The organism is Tabrizicola sp. T46 (assembly GCF_057219895.1).
Map to the genome: position 1 here is coordinate 467362 of NZ_JBXVVV010000002.1, position 17284 is coordinate 484645.

At 63.7% G+C, this 17284-nt stretch carries 21 protein-coding genes and 1 tRNA gene; 5 read left to right on the forward strand and 17 right to left on the reverse strand.

Translation table 11 applies throughout. From position 1 onward, the window contains the following. Nucleotide 1 precedes the first annotated feature (1 nt). The 8 genes from AC2D9V_RS09845 to AC2D9V_RS09880 all read right to left on the reverse strand — a co-directional run bounded on the left by AC2D9V_RS09845 (nucleotide 2) and on the right by AC2D9V_RS09880 (nucleotide 7744). Complete coding sequence (locus tag AC2D9V_RS09845; protein WP_484713896.1) at nucleotides 2–970, reverse strand: type II secretion system F family protein; 969 nt, start codon at nucleotides 968–970, stop codon at nucleotides 2–4. 8 nt (nucleotides 971–978) lie between these two features. Next, nucleotides 979–2325 carry a TadA family conjugal transfer-associated ATPase gene (locus tag AC2D9V_RS09850; protein ID WP_484713897.1) on the reverse strand — a complete coding sequence of 449 codons (1347 nt, stop codon included), beginning with the start codon at nucleotides 2323–2325 and terminating at the stop codon, nucleotides 979–981. Nucleotides 2326–2438: 113 nt separating this feature from the next. Beyond that, a complete protein-coding gene (locus AC2D9V_RS09855; RefSeq protein WP_484713898.1) occupies nucleotides 2439–3698 on the reverse strand; it encodes a CpaE/TadZ family protein in 1260 nt (419 codons plus the stop codon). A 246-nt stretch (nucleotides 3699–3944) separates the two neighbouring features. After that, nucleotides 3945–4592 carry an OmpA family protein gene (locus tag AC2D9V_RS09860; RefSeq protein WP_484713899.1) on the reverse strand — a complete coding sequence of 216 codons (648 nt, stop codon included), beginning with the start codon at nucleotides 4590–4592 and terminating at the stop codon, nucleotides 3945–3947. Nucleotides 4593–4596: 4 nt separating this feature from the next. Further along, nucleotides 4597–5991, reverse strand: a complete 1395-nt coding sequence (locus tag AC2D9V_RS09865) for a type II and III secretion system protein family protein (protein ID WP_484713900.1) — start codon at nucleotides 5989–5991, stop codon at nucleotides 4597–4599. A 212-nt stretch (nucleotides 5992–6203) separates the two neighbouring features. Next, the gene (cpaB, locus tag AC2D9V_RS09870; protein WP_484713901.1) at nucleotides 6204–7055 is read right to left on the reverse strand and encodes a Flp pilus assembly protein CpaB; all 852 of its coding nucleotides are present in this window, start codon (nucleotides 7053–7055) and stop codon (nucleotides 6204–6206) included. 116 nt (nucleotides 7056–7171) lie between these two features. Beyond that, a complete protein-coding gene (locus tag AC2D9V_RS09875; RefSeq protein ID WP_484713902.1) occupies nucleotides 7172–7351 on the reverse strand; it encodes a hypothetical protein in 180 nt (59 codons plus the stop codon). A 192-nt stretch (nucleotides 7352–7543) separates the two neighbouring features. Then, nucleotides 7544–7744, reverse strand: a complete 201-nt coding sequence (locus AC2D9V_RS09880; RefSeq protein WP_484713903.1) for a hypothetical protein — start codon at nucleotides 7742–7744, stop codon at nucleotides 7544–7546. 345 nt (nucleotides 7745–8089) lie between these two features. Here AC2D9V_RS09880 and AC2D9V_RS09885 point away from each other — a divergent pair, with 345 nt between their 5' ends. Continuing rightward, nucleotides 8090–8956, forward strand: coding sequence for a lytic transglycosylase domain-containing protein (locus AC2D9V_RS09885; RefSeq protein WP_484713904.1), 867 nt, complete (start codon nucleotides 8090–8092; stop codon nucleotides 8954–8956). A 3-nt stretch (nucleotides 8957–8959) separates the two neighbouring features. Here AC2D9V_RS09885 and AC2D9V_RS09890 read toward each other — a convergent pair whose 3' ends face one another. From AC2D9V_RS09890 to AC2D9V_RS09905, 4 genes are all read right to left on the reverse strand, one after another. Next, nucleotides 8960–9247 carry a GNAT family N-acetyltransferase gene (locus tag AC2D9V_RS09890; protein ID WP_484713905.1) on the reverse strand — a complete coding sequence of 96 codons (288 nt, stop codon included), beginning with the start codon at nucleotides 9245–9247 and terminating at the stop codon, nucleotides 8960–8962. Next, nucleotides 9240–9881 (reverse strand): 3-oxoacid CoA-transferase subunit B, encoded by a 642-nt coding sequence (locus AC2D9V_RS09895; protein WP_484713906.1) that lies wholly within the window; start codon nucleotides 9879–9881, stop codon nucleotides 9240–9242. The genes AC2D9V_RS09890 and AC2D9V_RS09895 overlap by 8 nt, the downstream gene beginning before the upstream one ends. Beyond that, on the reverse strand, nucleotides 9881–10585 hold the full coding sequence (locus AC2D9V_RS09900) for a CoA transferase subunit A (protein WP_484713907.1): 705 nt from the start codon (nucleotides 10583–10585) through the stop codon (nucleotides 9881–9883). The genes AC2D9V_RS09895 and AC2D9V_RS09900 overlap by 1 nt, the downstream gene beginning before the upstream one ends. A gap of 69 nt (nucleotides 10586–10654) precedes the next feature. Beyond that, nucleotides 10655–11860: an META domain-containing protein gene (locus AC2D9V_RS09905; RefSeq protein ID WP_484713908.1), complete on the reverse strand. Its 1206-nt coding sequence runs from the start codon at nucleotides 11858–11860 to the stop codon at nucleotides 10655–10657. Between the two features lie 170 nt (nucleotides 11861–12030). Between AC2D9V_RS09905 and AC2D9V_RS09910 the strand changes: the two genes are divergently transcribed. Beyond that, nucleotides 12031–12116: transfer RNA gene (locus tag AC2D9V_RS09910), tRNA-Leu, on the forward strand. 78 nt (nucleotides 12117–12194) lie between these two features. Here AC2D9V_RS09910 and AC2D9V_RS09915 read toward each other — a convergent pair. From AC2D9V_RS09915 to AC2D9V_RS09930, 4 genes are read right to left on the reverse strand one after another with little or no spacing between them, the layout of a single operon-like run. Then, complete coding sequence (locus AC2D9V_RS09915; RefSeq protein ID WP_484713909.1) at nucleotides 12195–12698, reverse strand: periplasmic heavy metal sensor; 504 nt, start codon at nucleotides 12696–12698, stop codon at nucleotides 12195–12197. Nucleotides 12699–12700: 2 nt separating this feature from the next. Beyond that, nucleotides 12701–13036 (reverse strand): dihydroorotate dehydrogenase, encoded by a 336-nt coding sequence (locus AC2D9V_RS09920; RefSeq protein WP_484713910.1) that lies wholly within the window; start codon nucleotides 13034–13036, stop codon nucleotides 12701–12703. Next, complete coding sequence (locus tag AC2D9V_RS09925) at nucleotides 13026–13634, reverse strand: RNA polymerase sigma factor (RefSeq protein ID WP_484713911.1); 609 nt, start codon at nucleotides 13632–13634, stop codon at nucleotides 13026–13028. Before AC2D9V_RS09925 ends, AC2D9V_RS09920 begins: the two co-directional genes overlap by 11 nt. Nucleotides 13635–13678: 44 nt before the next feature. Then, on the reverse strand, nucleotides 13679–14191 hold the full coding sequence (locus tag AC2D9V_RS09930) for an EF-hand domain-containing protein (protein ID WP_484713912.1): 513 nt from the start codon (nucleotides 14189–14191) through the stop codon (nucleotides 13679–13681). A 196-nt stretch (nucleotides 14192–14387) separates the two neighbouring features. Between AC2D9V_RS09930 and AC2D9V_RS09935 the strand changes: the two genes are divergently transcribed. Then, nucleotides 14388–14801 carry a DUF983 domain-containing protein gene (locus AC2D9V_RS09935; RefSeq protein WP_484713913.1) on the forward strand — a complete coding sequence of 138 codons (414 nt, stop codon included), beginning with the start codon at nucleotides 14388–14390 and terminating at the stop codon, nucleotides 14799–14801. Further along, nucleotides 14794–15402, forward strand: a complete 609-nt coding sequence (locus AC2D9V_RS09940) for an NUDIX hydrolase (RefSeq protein WP_484713914.1) — start codon at nucleotides 14794–14796, stop codon at nucleotides 15400–15402. The genes AC2D9V_RS09935 and AC2D9V_RS09940 overlap by 8 nt, the downstream gene beginning before the upstream one ends. On the opposite strand, the gene AC2D9V_RS09945 is transcribed toward AC2D9V_RS09940, so the two are convergent. Next, nucleotides 15322–16332: a fatty acid desaturase gene (locus AC2D9V_RS09945; protein ID WP_484713915.1), complete on the reverse strand. Its 1011-nt coding sequence runs from the start codon at nucleotides 16330–16332 to the stop codon at nucleotides 15322–15324. The two genes, AC2D9V_RS09940 and AC2D9V_RS09945, sit on opposite strands and share 81 nt — an antisense overlap. Before the next feature lie 96 nt (nucleotides 16333–16428). On the opposite strand from AC2D9V_RS09945, the gene AC2D9V_RS09950 reads away from it, so the two are divergent. Continuing rightward, nucleotides 16429–17283, forward strand: a complete 855-nt coding sequence (locus tag AC2D9V_RS09950) for a helix-turn-helix transcriptional regulator (RefSeq protein ID WP_484713916.1) — start codon at nucleotides 16429–16431, stop codon at nucleotides 17281–17283. Nucleotide 17284 lies beyond the last annotated feature (1 nt).

The following is a 17284-nucleotide window of genomic DNA, read 5'->3' on the forward strand; positions in this document are numbered from 1 at the left end:
CTCATACCTTGATGTTGGTCATCACCTTCATGAAGATGATGTTGATGATCAGGAAGACGATCACGAAAAGGGCCGCCGGGATGAACGCTGGCGTTTCCCGGACGCCATCGTAGTAGTCGGGCTTGATGACGATGATCATCAGCAGCGCCACGATCGGGAAGGCGGACAGGAACATGCCGGACCACTTCGCCTCGGCGGTGATGGCCTTGACCCGCCGGAAAAGCTTGAAGCGCGCCCGGATCACCTTTGCAAGGCCATCCAGGATCTCGGCGAGGTTGCCGCCCGACTGCTGCTGGATGGACACGGCGACCGCAAGGAAGCGCAGGTCCTGGCTGTCCATCCGTTCGGCAAAGGCCTTGAGGGATTCCGTCACGTCGCGGCCGTAAGCCGCCTCGTCTGCGATGACGCCGAATTCGGACCCGAGCGGGTCGGGCACTTCCTTGGCCACGATGCCGATCGCGGTCGAGAAGGGATGGCCGACACGCAGCGAGCGCACCATCAGTTCGATGGCATCGGGAAGCTGCTCTTCCAGCAGCTCCATGCGCTGCTTGGCCTTGCGGTGAACCCAGGTGTAGACGCCGCCGATGCCGAACACCGCACCTAGGATGATGCGCACGACCGGCTCTGCGTTGGTGAAGAGCGAGAGCATCACATAGGCGAGAACCGATACCAGGGCCATGATCCCGACCAGGGCCTGCGGCGAGAAGGCGATGTTCGCGCGCTGCGCCTTCTTGGCCAGCATCGAATAGAGCGGGATGTTCCGCGCGTTGAGGTGCTGGTTCATCTCCTTGCGGAGCTGTTCCAGAACCTGTTCGCGGTTCGCGTTCTTCTCAAGCAGGGTCAGCCGGCGGCTGAGACGGCTGTTCAAGCTGATCGACTTGCCGAAGACGGTAAGGTAGATGCCTTCGACGATCACCACGACGGCGACGAAGATCAGGATATAGATCAGGGGTGCCGCGCTGATTTCCATGTCGCCTCTCAGATGGTCGGTTCGTAGATCGAGGCAGGCAGATCAAAGCCCCACTGGCGGAAACGGTCAGAGTAGGAAGACCGGATGCCGGTGGCGTTGAAGCGCCCGATGATGCGGCCCGAAGGCTCGATACCAAGGCGTTCGAAGCGGAACACTTCCTGCATCGAGATGACTTCGCCTTCCATGCCGGTGATCTCTGTGATCGAGGTCATCCGGCGTGTCCCGTCCTGCAGGCGGCTGGCCTGAACGATCAGGTTGACGGCAGACGCGATCTGACTGCGCATGGCCTTCAGTGGCATCTCGATCCCGGCCATGGCGACCATGTTCTCGAGGCGGCTGATCGCGTCGCGCGGGTTGTTGGCGTGGATCGTGGTCATCGAGCCGTCGTGGCCGGTGTTCATGGCCTGAAGCATATCGATGACTTCTTCGCCCCGGGTTTCTCCGACGATGATGCGGTCCGGACGCATACGAAGGGCGTTGCGCAGGCAATCCCTTTGGGTCACGGCACCCTTGCCTTCGACGTTGGCGGGGCGGCTTTCCATCCGGCCCACGTGGACCTGCTGGAGCTGGAGTTCGGCGGTGTCCTCGATCGTCAGCACACGTTCGTGGTTGTCGATGAACGAGGAAAGCGCGTTCAGCGTGGTCGTCTTGCCCGAACCCGTACCGCCGGAGACAACGATGTTCAGTCGGCAGGACACGGCGGCCTGCAGGTAGGCGGCCATTTCCTCGGTGAAGGCGCCGAAGTTCACCAGGTCCTGGATCTTCAGCTTGTCCTTCTTGAACTTACGGATCGAGACCAGCGAGCCGTCGACGGCGATTGGCGGGATCATGCAGTTGAAACGGCTGCCGTCGGCCAGACGGGCGTCGCAATAAGGGTTCTGTTCGTCGACCCGGCGGCCGACGGCGCTGACGATCTTGTCGATGATGCGCAGAAGGTGGCGTTCGTCGCGGAAGGTGACGTCGGACAGCTCGAGCTTGCCGGCGCGTTCCACGAAGATGCGCTTCGGGCCGTTCACGAGGATATCGTTGATCGTCTCGTCCTTCAGGAGGGGCTCAAGCGGGCCAAGGCCCATGACCTCGTCATAAAGCTCCTGGTTCAGGGCGATCCGGTCGTCCTTGTTCAGGGCGACCGACATCTCGTCGAGGGCCTCGGACGCGAGGCTTCCGATCTCGGTCTTGAGCTGCTGTTCGCTGGCGTTCTCCAGCGCTGAAAGGTTGAGGTCTTCAAGAAGGCGCTTGTGGATCTGCACCTTGAGTTCGGTCAGGCGTTCCTTGCGCTTCTTCTCGCGGTCGGCGGCCAGAGCCTCGGCCGCGGCCTTCTGCGAGACCGGTGCCTGCTGCACCCGGCCGGCCATGCCGGCCCTTTCAACGGCAGCCGTCGCGGGCGAGGTGGGCGTGCCGGCGCGGGGCGGAGACTTCGAAAAGCGGCTAAACACGGTTCATTCCCCTTCAGATGGGCCCATCTGGGTCAGGCCCTTGCGGCTTCTGCGGTCTTGTTCAGGTCATAAAGCGACTTCGCAAGCTTCTGCAGTTCTTTGCGAAGCGGGTTCTTGGCGGCATTCTCGGCAATCGGAAGACCGTGGTCGTTGGCCTGGGTCACCTGCTCGCCGCCGTCGGGCAATTGCACTTCGATATCGATATCGAGGCTCTCGGCCATCCGCTTGACGCGCGCCTTCGCGGAAAGGTCGGTGAATTTCGGCGCGCGGTTCAGGACGTAGCGCACCTTGTCATGCGGCAGCGCCTCGGCCTTGAGGGCACGGATGAAGCGCAGGATGTTCTGCGCCGACCGCAGGTCCAGTTCCAGAAGCGCGAAATAGACATGAGCGCGCTGCAGGACGGCCTCGGTCCAGCCCACGACGGTCGATGGCATGTCGACGATGACGAAATCGAAGTTCACCTGCGCGGTGTCGAGGATGCGTCCGATGTCTTCGGCGCTGACCATTTCCAGCGGCAGCATGTCGGCGGGGGCGGTGAAGACATGCAGCCGGTCGTTGAAAGTGAGCATCGACTTGATCAGGCTGTCGCTGTCCAGGCCCTGGGTATCGGTGAGGATTTCCAGCACCGCTTCCTTGCGCGGCAGATCAAGATAGGTGGCGATGGCGCCAAACTGCAGGTCGAGATCGATGACGCAGACGCGCACGTCTTCTGCATCGGGAAGATTGCAAAGCTCCCAGGCGAGGTTCGCCGCGAAGGTCGAGGAGCCGACCCCGCCCGCCATACCATGGACAGGAAGGATGACGCCGTTGCGATCGCCCCTGGGCTTGACGACGCCGGTAAAGGTGCCCGTTTCGGGATCATAGCCTTCGGGCAGTACCGGGCTGGGCTTGCGCAGCCGTTCGATCGCATCGTGCAGTGCGCCTTCCGGCAGAGGGTAGGGCACGAAGTCATCGGCCCCAAGCTTCTGCATCTGGTAAAGAACCGACGGGCTGACCTGGTTGGCGATGAGAAGGACCTTGATCTTCTTGGCCTTGGCCGCCTTGATCACGTCGTTCATCTTCGACAGTTCGCTTTCGTCCTCGCTGTCGACGGCGATTGCGACGAACTGCATGCCCGAGCTGTCCGGCTGTTTCAGGAAAACAAGCGCATCCTCGAAGTTGAGGTCGCCCCAGGCCTCGCCAAGCTCTTGTTCCATGTCGTCGATCAAGAGATCGAACCTCTGAACATCGCGCGAGATCGTGCAGGCCAGAATCGGCGCCGGATCGCTTTGAACGGTTGGTTTACTCGTCATGTCGTCTTGCGTCCTTTCAGCCCGTCGTCGGAACATGCTGAACTATAAAGGAATCGTGTCACGCTTGTCTTGAACCATTGTCACATGGCCAAGAGAAACGGCGGGCTTTCGTTGTCAGGCCGACACTGGTCAGGAATGGTGGCGAGAATTGGGCCAAAAATGCCTGTTTCTGCGGTTTCATCACGCTATGGAAACGACAAGGCCGGGCAACGATGCCCGGCCTTGTACAGGATTGGCGGCGAAAACCTACTCGCTTGCAACCTCTGACTGAGTGCCGGATATCCCTTCGACGGCACGCGTTGCACTCTCCACATATCCGCGCCAGATGATCTCGGCATACTTACCGTTCAGCACCAGGGGGTTCGATTCGACGAAGCCGGACACTTCGGTAACGGTGCGGCGGTTTCGCATCTCGGGCTGGGTGGTCTGGATGATGGGCTGCGTCTTGCCGAAGCTGACGACCGCCTCGAGCCGCGACTTGGAGATCCCTTGCGAGACAAGATAGGCCACGGCTGCCTGTGCCCGGCGCAGGCCGAGCCGCTGGTTGTATGCGGCCGATCCGACGAGGTCGGTATGCCCGAAGACCTTGAAGCGGACCTCGGGGAATTGCCGGATGAAGTTCGCCTGCTCGCGAAGGATCATGCGGGCTTCTTCGGTCAGTTCGGCGCTGTCGAACTCGAAGTTGATCGTGTCCCGGACCTCGGCATTGAAGCGTTCGGCGAGGGCGACGGTGTAGTTGATCTGCCCGGTCTGGAGCAGGGTATTGTTCATCGTCGCATTGCCGAAGGTACCCTTGTCAACACCGGACCCGAGTTCGCTCTTGCCGGCTTCTCCGCAGGCGGCAAGCGCGAGGAGTGCCGTGGCGGCTAGCATCTTGGGAAGCGTAGCGGTCATCGTATTACTCCATCACATAGCCATAGGAGGTGCTGAAATCCTGGCGGGCGACTTCACCGGCAGCGCCCGACTTGGCAACGCCGGAGGTCTGACCGAAGAGGAAGAACTCGCTTTCAGTCGGGATCCGCACCCGGTCCGTCGGCAAGGCCAGCGCGGCACCGGCGACCGGGGTCACCAGATGCGGCGTGACGATGATCACCAGTTCCGTCTGCGCCCGCTGGTATTCCGAGCTACGGAAAAGTGCGCCGAGCACCGGCACATCCCCGATCCACGGAACCTGCGTGGCAGCGTTGGTGAAGTCATCCTGCAGGAGGCCCGCGATGGCGAAGCTGTCGCCATCGCGCATTTCGACCGTCGTCGAGGTTTCGCGGCGCTTGAAGGCGGGGATGACGACGTCATCGCCGGTTGACAGGCCGTTCGCCACGTCGATCGAGGACACGGCCGCGTTGATCACGAGGTTGATGATGTCCTGGTCGACGACCGTGGGAATGAAGGTGAGCTGCACACCGAAGGGACGGTAGGTGATGGTCGTGCCACCGCCTTCGGATTCGCCGGGAACCGGATATTCGCCACCGGCGAGGAAGGTTGCTTCCTGTCCGGAGAGGGCGGTGAGGTTCGGCTCGGCCAGCGTGCGGACCATGCCTTTGCCTTCCAACGCTTCCAGCAGGACCTCGAACTCAAGCCCGCCGACCGACCCGCCGAAACGAACCCCGCCGGCGACATCCGAGCCAAGCGTGATACCCGTCCCGAGTCCGTTGCCCGGAGCAAGGAACGTTCCTGTTTCAGCCGCGAAACGACTGCCGTCGCTCATCGCGACGGACGAGCCGAAGCTCTTGGAAACGCTGCGGTTCATTTCGGCGAAGCGCACCTTCAGCATGACCTGCTGCGTGCCGCCCACCACCATCAGGTTCGAGACCCGATCCGGTGCGTAGCGGTTTGCCAGGTCCAGCGCCCGGTCCAGCTTGGCGGTCGAGGAGACCTGTCCCGACAGCACGATGCCGTCGTTCGCGGTGCGGACTTCGATCTGTTCGCCCGGAAGGATCTGCTGCAGACGCTCCTTGAATTCGGCCACGTCGGGAGTGACGTGCACGTCGACGTTCGAGATCAGCTGCCCGTCGGGTGACAGGAGCGTGAGCGTCGTGCGGCCCGGCGCCTTGCCGAGCACATAGATGGAACGGTCGGACAGCGTCGAGATATCTGCGATGCCCGGGTTTGCAATGGAGAGTTCCGCGAAGGGAACATCACTTTCAACGACAACGGCCCGGTTCATCGGGACGTTGAGTGCGCCGGTCGCCTGGCCCTGCAGTACACGCAGAACTTCGGCGGAAACGGGCGTCATGGCCGTGGACGCAAGCATCGCGCCCAGGTAGCCCGCAATAAGGAATCGTTTCATGTTCATGTGATCTGCCCTTTCGACCACGCCTCGGGAGGGTCTTGGTTGCCCTTAACATGCACACGATGACGGACGGGCTGTTTGTTTTCAATAATCAATCAGTTGGAATGGTTTCTTTATGTGGATAACGTGCAACAGGTCGCAATGGGTTGGAAAATGCCAAGGGCGCGGCCCCATATCCTGTGGCCGCACCCTCTGAAGTTGGTCACGCCGATGCGTCAGTTCGTGCAGGGGATCTCGATGTTCGTATCGACGAGTTCGCCGCCCTTGCGCTGCTGCAGGAAGCACTTGGGAGCTTCGACAACTTCGGGAGCGACTTCGACAACTTCCTCGACGATTCCGAGCAGTTCGTTGGTGTCGACCTCGATGTTTTCCGACACAACGCTCTGGTCGTCGCCGACCAGTGACATCGTCAGTCGCCCGGTCGCCTGCGCCTGGGTGAGGCGGGCAACCTTTTCGGGTGACACGGCCACGGTGATGGTGCCGGCTGTACCACCTGTGGATTGCCCCTCGTTGAAGGCGTCGTCGACCGCAATGATCTGCATGCCGGACTCGATCAGGCGTGTCGTCTCAACGCCGTTGATCGAACCGGTCCAGTAGACGTCGATCAAGTCGTCCGGCTGCACGAAGCTGGCCACACCCGAGGCGACGCCGACGGTGATCTGGAACGCCCGCATTCCCGGAGCCAGCTTTGCGGTAAGTCCCGCAAGCTCGCCTGGTTCAGTGACACGGCTGGCCAGAACCGGCTCGAACGCCTCGGTCTTGCGCATGATGTAACGCGGGCCATCGGCGTTCTCAGGGAAGAGTTCGGCCGCGTCGCGGAAGATCGTCGCGGGCAGGGCCTGCTCCGGCCAGTAGATCAGCTGGACATCGTCCGGTGTGAGGGCATCGCCGTAGTTCAGTTCCTTGTTGAAGACATAGACTTCAACAAGTTTGCCGGCCTTTGCGTTGAATTCGCGCTCTTTCTGAAGAAGGGCGTCTGTCTGCGCGATGTAGTCCTGGATCATGTAGACCGCTGCACCGGCAAGGGCCATGCCGAGCAAAAGGACCAATCCGAATACCGCTCTCATCTGCTACCTCTTGGTCTTCTTGTTTCAGGTCAAAATCCCAGAATGAAGCTAGTCGTGAACGAGCTTTCCTTCAAGCCAACGACCAGAAGCCTGAGACGGTTGTCGCGCTGCTGCCGCTATTCGAGAAACTTCGAATACTCGGCAATCGTGTCGCCGATGTAGACGGCCATGTCCACGATGGCCACCTGGATCGGCGGCATCACCAGGACGGCAAGGACCACTACTCCCGCCGTCAGCACCACCCAATCCACGGTGACTGCACCGGACTCGTCCGCAAGGAACGTCCCAAAGCTCATGTCCTGGCCTCCGCTTGGCAATCGGACCTTAACCATCAGCGTAGGGTCACTTGCGAATGCGGCGAAACTTTAGCCGACATCAGACAATTCCACGCCGTACTCTGATCCTTCGTTCAATTGAGCTCCCGCGTCACGCAAACGGCCGCGCCTTTTGAGCGCGGCCGGAGCATGGAACCATGTGGTTCCTCAGGATCACGGAGTGCCGTCGGCAGCCTTCATCTTCGAGCCGGCCTGCGAGACTTCCGCGCCGATGTCCGAAGCGAGGTTCGAGATCGCGGGCTGGACGAAGGTGAAGACGACGAGGCCCAGGCCAACGACAGCGGCGGTCAGGACCACCCAGTCAACGGTCACGGCGCCGGTTTCGTCGTTCAGGAAGGCGGAAAACTTGGTCATGTTGGCAGTCCTTTCTAGGGTTTGAACACTTGCTCAACCGCTTCGGCACCGTCTTCGTTCATCGTCGTCGCCGTTCGGTATGGGCACATATGGCCCCCCAATCGTGGCATCAGTTTGGACAACCCAAAAAGAAATCGCCGAAGCAGACAGAAAATCGCAAGATTCGCAGAAGTATAGGAAAATGAAGGGAAAAAAGCTTAATCTTTTCGAAAGCCTCCTCGGGTAGGACGTGGTTTTTCGGTCAAATCTGGCGGAAATGCCATTTTTTGCAGGTGAAAAAGCTGGTCGGAACCTGCCGAAACTGCGATTCTCCGGGAAAAGAACAACAAGAGCAGGCACCCGCCCATGCGGAAAACCAGACGGACTGCCGCAGTGATTCTCTGCGCGGCCCTACCCTTTTCGGCCCACGCCGACGACTTCAGCTTCAAGCGTATCAAGGTTGGCGAAAGCCAGCCCGGAAAGCGGATCACCGTGCAGATCGACCCTGAGGAACAGGCCCGCTTTCTGGCCGCGCTGCCGAAGGTGGATCCGGATGGCGTCGACGTCCCAGAACCGGAGCCGCAGACGGACAAGGCGGGGCGTGACAACGGGGTCACCCCCGGTGACGGCCCCGAATCGTCCTATGCGTGGTTCTGGGACAAGGTATCGCCCAGCCTGGCCGATGTGTCGGGGCGGTTTGATCTTGCGCTGTCGTCACTGTCCAAGGGGCCAGGCGGCGCGACGGTCCGTGCGCCCCGGATGCAGCACCTGCAGGAGATTGCCGACAGATACGGAACCGAGATCCTGAAGGCGACCCTGGACACCAGGGTTTCGCCGGCACTTGTTCTTGCGGTTATCGGCATTGAAAGCGCCGGACGGTCCGACGCGGTCAGCCATGCCGGTGCGGTCGGCCTGATGCAACTCATCCCGGCCACTGCTGACCGGTTCGGAGTCAGCGATTCGACCGACCCGGTGCAGAACATCAAGGGCGGGGTGGCTTATCTGGACTGGCTTCTGGGCGAGTTCGACAACGACCCGCTGATGGTGCTTGCCGCCTACAATGCCGGCGAAGGCGCGGTGCGGGCCAATGGTGGCGTGCCGCCCTATGCCGAAACGCGGGATTACGTGCCGAAGGTGCTGGCGGCATGGCAGGTGGCCCAGGGCCTGTGTCTCAGCCCGCCCGAGCTGGTGACGGACCCTTGCGTGTTCAGGATCCTGTCGACCGGCGGCTAAGGGTCAGGCGAAGACATCCGCCCATTCGGGATGCTTCTTGCGGGTCGCGTTCACGAAGGGGCATAGGGGCACGACCTTGAAGCCTTCCTCCCGCGCGGCGGCGACCAGCGCCTCGACAAGGGCCAGTCCCGCGCCCGTGCCGCGAAAGCTGTCGGGAACGCCGGTATGGTCGGCGATGATCAGCGTAGGGGTGGTGACGGAGTAGGTGAGTTCTGCCTCCTCCGCCCCCTTGCGGATCACGAAGCGGCCCTTGGTCGCCCCGTGTTCGCGTTCTACGACATGGTCAGTCAACGATCGTCGCCTCGGTTGCGGCGCGGAGTTCCGCTTCGGTCACGCCGGGGGCGAGTTCCACGATGTGCAGGCCCTTGTGGCCGACGTCGAGGACCCCGAGGTTGGTGATGATCCGGTCGACCACGCCCTTGCCGGTGAGGGGAAGCGTGCAGGATTTCAGGACCTTGGACTCGCCGTGCTTCGAGGTGTGGTCCATCACGACGACCACGCGGCCCACGCCGGCGACAAGGTCCATCGCCCCGCCCATGCCCTTCACGAGCTTGCCGGGGATCATCCAGTTCGCAAGGTCGCCGTTCTCGGCAACCTCCATCGCGCCAAGGATCGCCATCGCGATCTTGCCGCCGCGGATCATCGCAAAGCTGGTCGCGGAATCGAAATAGGCGGTCTGCGGCAGTTCGGTGATCGTCTGCTTGCCCGCGTTGATCAGGTCGGGGTCTTCCTCGCCCTCGAAGGGGAAGGGGCCCATGCCAAGCATCCCGTTTTCCGATTGCAGGGTCACGTTCACGCCCTGGGGGATGTAGTTCGCCACCAGCGTCGGGATGCCGATGCCAAGGTTCACATACATCCCGTCGCGCAGCTCCTGCGCTGCGCGGGCCGCCATGCCGTTGCGGTCCCACCCTTTTGCCTCGCTCATCACACGGCCTCCTTCTTGCGGACGGTCCGCTGTTCGATCCGCTTTTCATGCGTCCCGGCGATGATCCGGTGCACATAGATCCCCGGCAGGTGGATCGTGTCGGGCTCAAGCGACCCGAGCGGCACGATCTCTTCGACCTCGACCACGCAGGTCCGACCACAGGTGGCGGCGGGGACGTTGAAGTTGCGCGCGGTCTTGCGGAAGACGAGGTTCCCCGACGGGTCGGCCTTCCAGGCCTTGACGATCGACAGGTCCGCGACGATGCCGCGTTCAAGGATATAGGTCTTGCCGTCGAAGTCGTGATGCTCTTTCCCCTCGGCGATCACGGTGCCGACGCCGGTCGCGGTGTAGAAGCCGGGGATCCCCGCGCCCCCCGCGCGCATGCGTTCGGCCAGCGTGCCTTGCGGGTTGAACTCCAGCTCCAGCTCTCCGCTCAGGTACTGGCGCATGAACTCCGCGTTCTCGCCGACGTAGGACGAGATCATCTTCTTGACCTGCCGTGTCTCAAGAAGCTGGCCGAGGCCGAAGCCATCGACGCCCGCGTTGTTCGAGGCGACCGTGAGGCCCTTTACGCCGCTGTCCCGAATTGCCGCTATCAGAAGCTCAGGGATGCCGCAAAGGCCAAAGCCCCCGGCGGCGATCAGCATTCCGTCCTTCAAAAGCCCGTCAAGGGCCGCGCCCGCGTTGGGATAGACCTTGTTCATGCACTCCCCCACAAACTTTGCCCCATAAGGGTAAAGCTTGCGGGTGAAGTCAATCGCCGCAATGCGGCATCACGGGGCGAAAACCGCCGCCGGGGACCCATTGGCGAGCAGGACCAGGTGGCCCGCTTCGTCGAAGTCGAACTGGGTGACCCCGGCCAGGCGGTCGATGAAGGCGCGCTCGAAGGCCATGAGATCGTCAGGGCAGGCCATCATCGTCATGCCGCCGGGTTCGAGGGACAGCCCTTCCCCCGAAAGCGTCATGCCGCCCATGAAGCGGTTGCACCCGGCCTTGCCGGCGATACGCCCGCCGCGCAGGACCTCCAGCGTCACATCCGCGCCGTCGGGTTCGGTCACGCCCGGAAAGTCGACCAGCCGCCAGGTCCCTTCGAGAAGGGTCGCAGGATCGCCGCCGCAGCCAAAAAGCTCCGGCGATGTGTCGTCGGCATAGTTCGTCAGAGTGACGGCGAACGGGAATGGCATGCCGGTCATGGTGTCCCGGCAAAGTTTCGCGGTCACCTGGATCAGCATACCGTCGCCGCTGTCAAAGGCGGTGGACCCGCCGTCCTCGGTCGCTGCTGGCAGCGCAATCTCCCATTTCGTGCCGTCCTGACCCGAATAGACGACACCCTCTTGCGCGAGGGTCACCACCCATCCAGGCTCGTTCCCGCGCGCGACAAGGGGAAGGGTAGGTGAAATCACCGGAACACATTCCGGCAGGTCCGTCCCGCCCAGCGTGACCTTCGCCCGATTGCCTTTGGACCAGAAGCCGTTGCCTGCCCCGTCGCTGAACTTGGCACCGGAGGCAGCCTGTTCCGGCTGAAGCTCGATCACCTGAGCGCCGACCCGCAGCCGCGCAACCTCACCCGCAAAGCCGATGTCGACCAGCCGGTCGCCGCATTTCATCGTTGACGCAAAGCCAAGCGGCACGTGCCGCTGCAGGGCCAGTTCGCCAAGGTCCACGTCCGCCGCACCCTCGGGAACCGGAATCTCGGCCGTAAGCCAGACCTGCGCCCCGCCCGAGAAGAGCGCTGCCCGCAGGGTAAGGGGACCCGGATCCTCGGTCGACATGGTGAACGGCAGGGGAACCTGGCCTTCGGGCGTGCTGCGCAGTTCGGCCACCTGGCCGAAGGGGCCGTTCAGTACCACGAGGAGTTCCGCCCCCTCTGGCAATGCGATGCGCTCGCGGTAGGCGACAGAGCCAGTCACGTCCCGTGCCAAGGCGGCTCCGGACAGGGCCAGACCAGCCAGAAGGGACGTGAGGATGAGACGAGGCATGCTGAGACTCCTGAGGGACGAGAACACAGGACAGAGGATGCGGGGTCGAAAGCGTCACGTCAACGACTTGGCGTCCCCAAGCCTGCGCCGCAACACTGGTTCGGCCTCTGGCCCGGGATAAGCTTTCTACCTTTGCGTGGCCGCCAAACCCACTATGCTGTGGCGCAGATGCCCGCGTGGTGGAATGGTAGACACAGGGGACTTAAAATCCCTCGGCTGCAAGGCCTTGCCGGTTCAAGTCCGGCCGCGGGCACCAGGAGTTCGGGACCTTCGGGTCGCTCTCGCTTCGCAATTGCCGCTTGCCCCGGTCGCTTGCCGACCGGAAGCGTCAGGATCAGCGCCGCTTCAGCCCGCGTTCCAGCCTGTCGGCAAAGGCCTGCCGCTCGGCGTCAGTCATTGCAGCGATGCGCTGGGAGATAAGGTCGCGGCCAAGATCAAGACGGTCCATCGCCCGGCGCGAGATTGCCGACAGGGCCTCTTCCGTGGCGGCCGGATCGAATGGGACAGCGCGCAGGCTGGCCACGAGAACGGCAAAGTCGGCGCGCATTTCCTGCCGCGCCTCACGGAAGCCGGGCATCCGGTCGGCAAGGGCGCGGCGCAACTCTCGCCGGTCGCCATCGCTCAGGGCCTCGGTGAAGGGGCCGAAGGACATGTCGCGGGGCATGCCCCGGTCGCGCCCCTCGCGCATCCATGCCCCGGCGGCCAGACCCGCAACGGCAAGGTTCAGTGCGACCGAGATCGCCAGGGCGATCTTGATCCAGCGTGAGCCGCCCGGCACTTGCGGCACAGTGGGCGCGGGTGGTGGCGTCGCGGGTCCAGTGGGTGCGGCGTCGGTCATGCTCAGCCCTCCAATGTCAGGAATTCGGCATCGGGAAAGAGGTCGATCGCCTCGACGGTTCCGCCGGTCAGGTAGTCCAGCGTCGCGGGGTTGAGGTAACCGATCACCAGCCCCAGAACCAGGGTCGAGGTCACGCCCGCGAGGACCGCCCCGCCACCGAAGGCGAGCGCCAGCCGCTGCAGAACGCCATGGGACGGCGCCGGGCGGGGTGGTGCGGTCGCGGGTTTCGGCTGGGCCGCGATTGCATCGGCCAGCACCCGGTCCAGAAGATCGGGGTCCGCCGCAGGCCGGTTCGCGGCGGCCAGCGCCAGAATGTCGTCCAGGTCCTTATCGCGCATCATCATCATCCTCGTATCCCAGATCGGCCTTGCGCCCACTCAGACGCGCCGCCAGAGCGCGTTTGCCGCGCGCAGTCAGGCTTTCCACCGCTTCGATCCCGATCTCCATCACCGCAGCGATCTCGGGGTTGGTGAGGCCCTCGATGTGGCGCAGGACCACAGCCTGCCGCTGGCGGTCGGGCAGGTCGGCAAGTGCCGCCTCAAGTGCCGCCAGCCGTCCGGCCTCTTGCAGGCGGCCTTCGGCGCTCGGTCCGTCATCGACGGGGTCGGGCACTGCATCGAGCGCCACCTGCCCGCGCCGCGCCCGTGTCCGCTGCCGGTCGATGCAAAGATTGGTGGCGACCCGGTAGGCCCAGGTCGTCACCTTCGTCTCGCCCTGCCGCCACTCCGGTGCCATCCGCCAGAGCCGCAGCATGGTTTCCTGCGCCACATCCTCGGCCTCGGCCCGGTCGCCCCCCAGCATGCGCGCGGCATAGCCCATGACCCGGGGCGTGATGCGCCGGGTCAGGGCCAGTGCCGCGTGACGGTCGCCGTTGGCATAAAGCACCAAGAGCGCCTCGTCCGGCACGTCCGTGTCTGCGTCGTAGGCCATGTTCATGCCGGATCAGGTCTACCCCCTTGGCGCAGGCGGGCATAGCCCGTTCAGTTGAACCAGCCGTCCCGCATGCCATGCTTGCGCTTGCCGCGATGCTCGGCAAAGCGTTCGGCTGCAGCCTCGGCCTCGGCCTGCGAGATGGCACCATCGTTGTCGGTGTCGATCCGGGCAAACCGGTTCTCCAGCGGGCCTTCGCCCATTTCGTCCGGCGATAGGCTGCCGTCGCCATTGTCGTCCATGCGCTCGATCATCCGGGCGGTACGGTCCTGAAGCTGCTCGTTGAACCGGGCAAGCTGGCGCGCGGCCAGTTCGTCGGCATTCAGGGACCCGTCGCCATTGCTGTCGGCTGCGGCGAACATCGCGGCGCGGTGGGCTGCAAGCTCTTCCTGCGTCACTTTGCCGTCCTGGTCCGCGTCGATGGCGGCAAACATCTCGGCAAGGCGCGGCCCGCGCTCGCCCTCATCGGGGGCGGTCTGGGCGATCGTGCTGGAGCCAAGTGCCGACACGAGGACGGCGCCTGCAAGGGCAAGAACGGCGGCAGAGGTTTTCGGAAGGGTCATGTGTCTCTCCTTGATGCGGGGCCGCTTTGTCGACCCGTCTGCAGCTTTCACGCGGCGGCCGACGGTTTCCGTCGCCGTCTTTGTGGCGACTTTCGCCGGGGTCTTTTCGCAGCCCCTGTCGCAGGCTTTCCAGTCAGGTTATGCTGGCATGCCTGACCCTGGGATGCGTCCCGTCCGTCACTTTGAAAGTCATACCATGTCCCAAGCCCTCTCCCCGATCACCGTCCCCGACGCCGAGGACGAGCGCCCGCTGCGCCCGGCCCTGATGCGCGGCTGGAATCGGCGCTGCCCGAACTGCGGGGAGGGGCCGATGATGCAGGGCTATCTGACGGTGCGCGAAGCCTGTCCGACCTGCGGCGAGGCGCTGCATCATCACCGGGCTGATGACGGGCCGGCCTACCTTACGATCCTTGTGGTCGGCCACCTCATCGCACCGGCCCTGCATGTCGCCTATTCCCACTTTGACCCCGACCCGTTGTTCATCGCGGTTTTCTTCTCGCTTCTGACCTCGGCTTTGTCCCTGTATCTCCTGCCACGGCTGAAGGGGGGCCTCGTCGCCCTGCAATGGGCCAAGCGGATGCATGGCTTCGGAACCGCGCCGGATGTCTGATCCGATCCGGGCCGCCGCCACGGTGATCCTGACCCGACAGGGCGGGAACGGCCCCGAGGTGCTCATGGGGCAGCGCGGGGCCGGTGCGGTCTTCATGCCTTCGAAGTTCGTCTTTCCGGGGGGCGGGGTCGATCCGTCCGATCATGCCGCCCCGCGCCCGGGCTACCTGGAGGACGCCTGCACCCGGCGGCTGGGGCTTTACTCCGGGGCCGATGCACCGGCGCCCGATGTGATCGTTGCCGCCGCACTGCGGGAATTGGCCGAAGAGACGGGCCTTGCGGTTCCCTCCGCGGCGATAGGCGCCTTGCGTTTCGTCTTCCGCGCCATCACGCCGCCCGGGCGCAGCCGCCGGTTCGATGCCCGCTTCCTTCTGGCGGATGCCGACATCCTGCCCGGTGACCAGAACGATCTCTCTGCCGCCTCGGGCGAGCTTGCGCACCTGCGCTGGCTTCCTCTGCCCGAGGCGCGGGCGCTGGACCTGCCGTTTATCACCGAAGTGGTGCTGGCCGAGGTTGCCGCGCTATTCGCCGGCCATGACCAGCCCGGCGTCCCGTTTTTCGACAACTCCGGCGACACCCCGCGCTTCCGCCGGATTGTCTGACCGGGCCGCGCCGCCCTTGTCGACCGGGAAGATCGGGTGCGGCACCGGGTCTTTGGCGCGGAAGAGGAATTCTTTGAAGATCCTCACGTAGCTTGGATAGACATAGCCGTCATTGCGCCGCAGGTAATGGTCTCGATTGCTGAAGTAGAGCGACGGAAGCCGGTACCAGGCCACGCCCGGGTGCATGTGGTGCACGACGTGGAAGTTGTTGTTCAGGAACAGCAGCGACAGGGGCCCACGGCTTTCGATGATCACCGTGCGGGCCCGCGCCGCCTCATGCGCGCGGTGTTCCAGGTAAGTGCGGATCTTCAGGGCGCTCCAGCCAAGGTAGGCCGCCAGGACATAGGCCCAGATCGGCATCGTGCCGACCGACAGAAGCCACCAGACCACCAGCGCAAGCCCCGGCAGGTGCAAGGCCCAGGCCAGGATCACCCGGCGGTCGCCCTTCAGGGCAAGGCCGAAGTCAAGCGCCAGAAGTGACCAGAGCGAAATCGCAGGCCCGATCAGCATCCGGCCGAAGAGGGTGTTGTTGAACCGCAGGACGGCCTTCCAGCCCCCCGACAGCCGTGCCCAGACGGCGGGGTCGAGGTAGTTCGACTCCGGGTCGTCATAGGGGTCGGTCAGCGCCGGGTCGAAATGGTGCTGCAAATGCAGGTCCTTGAAGCGCAGGTAGGGCACGAAGACCGTGATCCCGGGAAAGACCAGCGCCTCGGACAGGGTCTGGTTCGCAAAGGGGTGGCCGTGCAGTACCTCATGCGTCAGCGACGAATACTGGGCAATCGCCAGGGCGGCTGCCAGCACCGCAAGAACCGGCGAGATCTGCCAGAGGAGGGTGGTTGCCAGTCCCCAGAGGGCGTAGGTTGCGGTGAATACGATCAGGGTCGGCCATTCGATGGCCCGTTTTTCTGGTGTCACGATCTTGCTCGACAAGAAGAAGTCCGCCCTAGGTTAGCAATCCTCGCCTTGGTCGGGAATTCAGGATATTGTCACGGAAAGTCAACCAATGTTGCATAAACAGGACGACTAATGGATAAAGTCGACAAGCGTGACCGTGCCCCGGTCTTTCGCACCCGTCTGGCCGAGGCAATGGCCGCACGCGGCCTGACCCAGGCCGAGCTTGCGCGTCAGACCGGCGTCGACCGTTCGACCATCTCGGCCCTGCTGCAATCGGGTACGCGGCTGCCCAACGCCCAGCTTGCCGCCGATTGTGCCCGGGCGCTGGGGATCAGTGCCGACTGGCTTCTGGGGCTGTCGGGCCGGCCCGAACCCATCGCGGACCTTCTGGCCGCCTCGCTGACGCTGACCGAAGCACCGCGCGCGCTGATCGACGAGCGCATCTTCGCCTGGCATCAGGAAGCCGCCGGCTACAAGATCCGCCATGTCCCGGCCACCCTGCCAGACATGCTGAAGATCCGGGCAATGGTCGAATGGGAATACACCCCGCAGCTTGGCCGGTCCGCCGACCAGGCGATCGGGGCCTTCGAGGATCGGCTGCAATGGATGCGCGGGGCGGGATCTGACTATGAAATCGCGCTGCCCCGGCATGAACTGATCGCCTTCGCGACCGCCAGCGGATACTACGAGGGCCTGTCGGCGGAACTGCGGATGCAGCAGCTGACCCACCTCATCGCACTGTGCAACCAGCTCTACCCGTCGCTGCGCATCTGCCTTTTCGACGCCCGCAAGCTCTTTTCGGCCCCTGTCACGATCTTCGGCCAGCAACTGGCGGTGATCTATCTTGGCCGGCACTATCTTGCCTTCCGTGACTCCGTGCGGGTCGAGACGATCACCCGGCACTTCGACTTTCTCGTCCGCGAGGCCGAGGTCGGCGCGCGCGACATGCCGGCATTCCTGCAATCCCTTTGCGACCGGGTTGCCTGAT

Bases quoted from the DNA above. Each gene is read 5' to 3' on its own strand.
- AC2D9V_RS09845 (WP_484713896.1), bottom strand. From the start codon at position 970: ATGGAAATCAGCGCGGCACCCCTGATCTATATCCTGATCTTCGTCGCC.
- AC2D9V_RS09850 (WP_484713897.1), bottom strand. From the start codon at position 2,325: ATGGCCGGCCGGGTGCAGCAGGCACCGGTCTCGCAGAAGGCCGCGGCC.
- AC2D9V_RS09855 (WP_484713898.1), bottom strand. From the start codon at position 3,698: ATGACGAGTAAACCAACCGTTCAAAGCGATCCGGCGCCGATTCTGGCC.
- AC2D9V_RS09860 (WP_484713899.1), bottom strand. From the start codon at position 4,592: ATGACCGCTACGCTTCCCAAGATGCTAGCCGCCACGGCACTCCTCGCG.
- AC2D9V_RS09865 (WP_484713900.1), bottom strand. From the start codon at position 5,991: ATGAACATGAAACGATTCCTTATTGCGGGCTACCTGGGCGCGATGCTT.
- cpaB (WP_484713901.1), bottom strand. From the start codon at position 7,055: ATGAGAGCGGTATTCGGATTGGTCCTTTTGCTCGGCATGGCCCTTGCC.
- AC2D9V_RS09875 (WP_484713902.1), bottom strand. From the start codon at position 7,351: ATGAGCTTTGGGACGTTCCTTGCGGACGAGTCCGGTGCAGTCACCGTG.
- AC2D9V_RS09880 (WP_484713903.1), bottom strand. From the start codon at position 7,744: ATGACCAAGTTTTCCGCCTTCCTGAACGACGAAACCGGCGCCGTGACC.
- AC2D9V_RS09885 (WP_484713904.1), top strand. From the start codon at position 8,090: ATGCGGAAAACCAGACGGACTGCCGCAGTGATTCTCTGCGCGGCCCTA.
- AC2D9V_RS09895 (WP_484713906.1), bottom strand. From the start codon at position 9,881: ATGAGCGAGGCAAAAGGGTGGGACCGCAACGGCATGGCGGCCCGCGCA.
- AC2D9V_RS09900 (WP_484713907.1), bottom strand. From the start codon at position 10,585: ATGAACAAGGTCTATCCCAACGCGGGCGCGGCCCTTGACGGGCTTTTG.
- AC2D9V_RS09905 (WP_484713908.1), bottom strand. From the start codon at position 11,860: ATGCCTCGTCTCATCCTCACGTCCCTTCTGGCTGGTCTGGCCCTGTCC.
- AC2D9V_RS09915 (WP_484713909.1), bottom strand. From the start codon at position 12,698: ATGACCGACGCCGCACCCACTGGACCCGCGACGCCACCACCCGCGCCC.
- AC2D9V_RS09920 (WP_484713910.1), bottom strand. From the start codon at position 13,036: ATGCGCGATAAGGACCTGGACGACATTCTGGCGCTGGCCGCCGCGAAC.
- AC2D9V_RS09925 (WP_484713911.1), bottom strand. From the start codon at position 13,634: ATGAACATGGCCTACGACGCAGACACGGACGTGCCGGACGAGGCGCTC.
- AC2D9V_RS09930 (WP_484713912.1), bottom strand. From the start codon at position 14,191: ATGACCCTTCCGAAAACCTCTGCCGCCGTTCTTGCCCTTGCAGGCGCC.
- AC2D9V_RS09935 (WP_484713913.1), top strand. From the start codon at position 14,388: ATGTCCCAAGCCCTCTCCCCGATCACCGTCCCCGACGCCGAGGACGAG.
- AC2D9V_RS09940 (WP_484713914.1), top strand. From the start codon at position 14,794: ATGTCTGATCCGATCCGGGCCGCCGCCACGGTGATCCTGACCCGACAG.
- AC2D9V_RS09950 (WP_484713916.1), top strand. From the start codon at position 16,429: ATGGATAAAGTCGACAAGCGTGACCGTGCCCCGGTCTTTCGCACCCGT.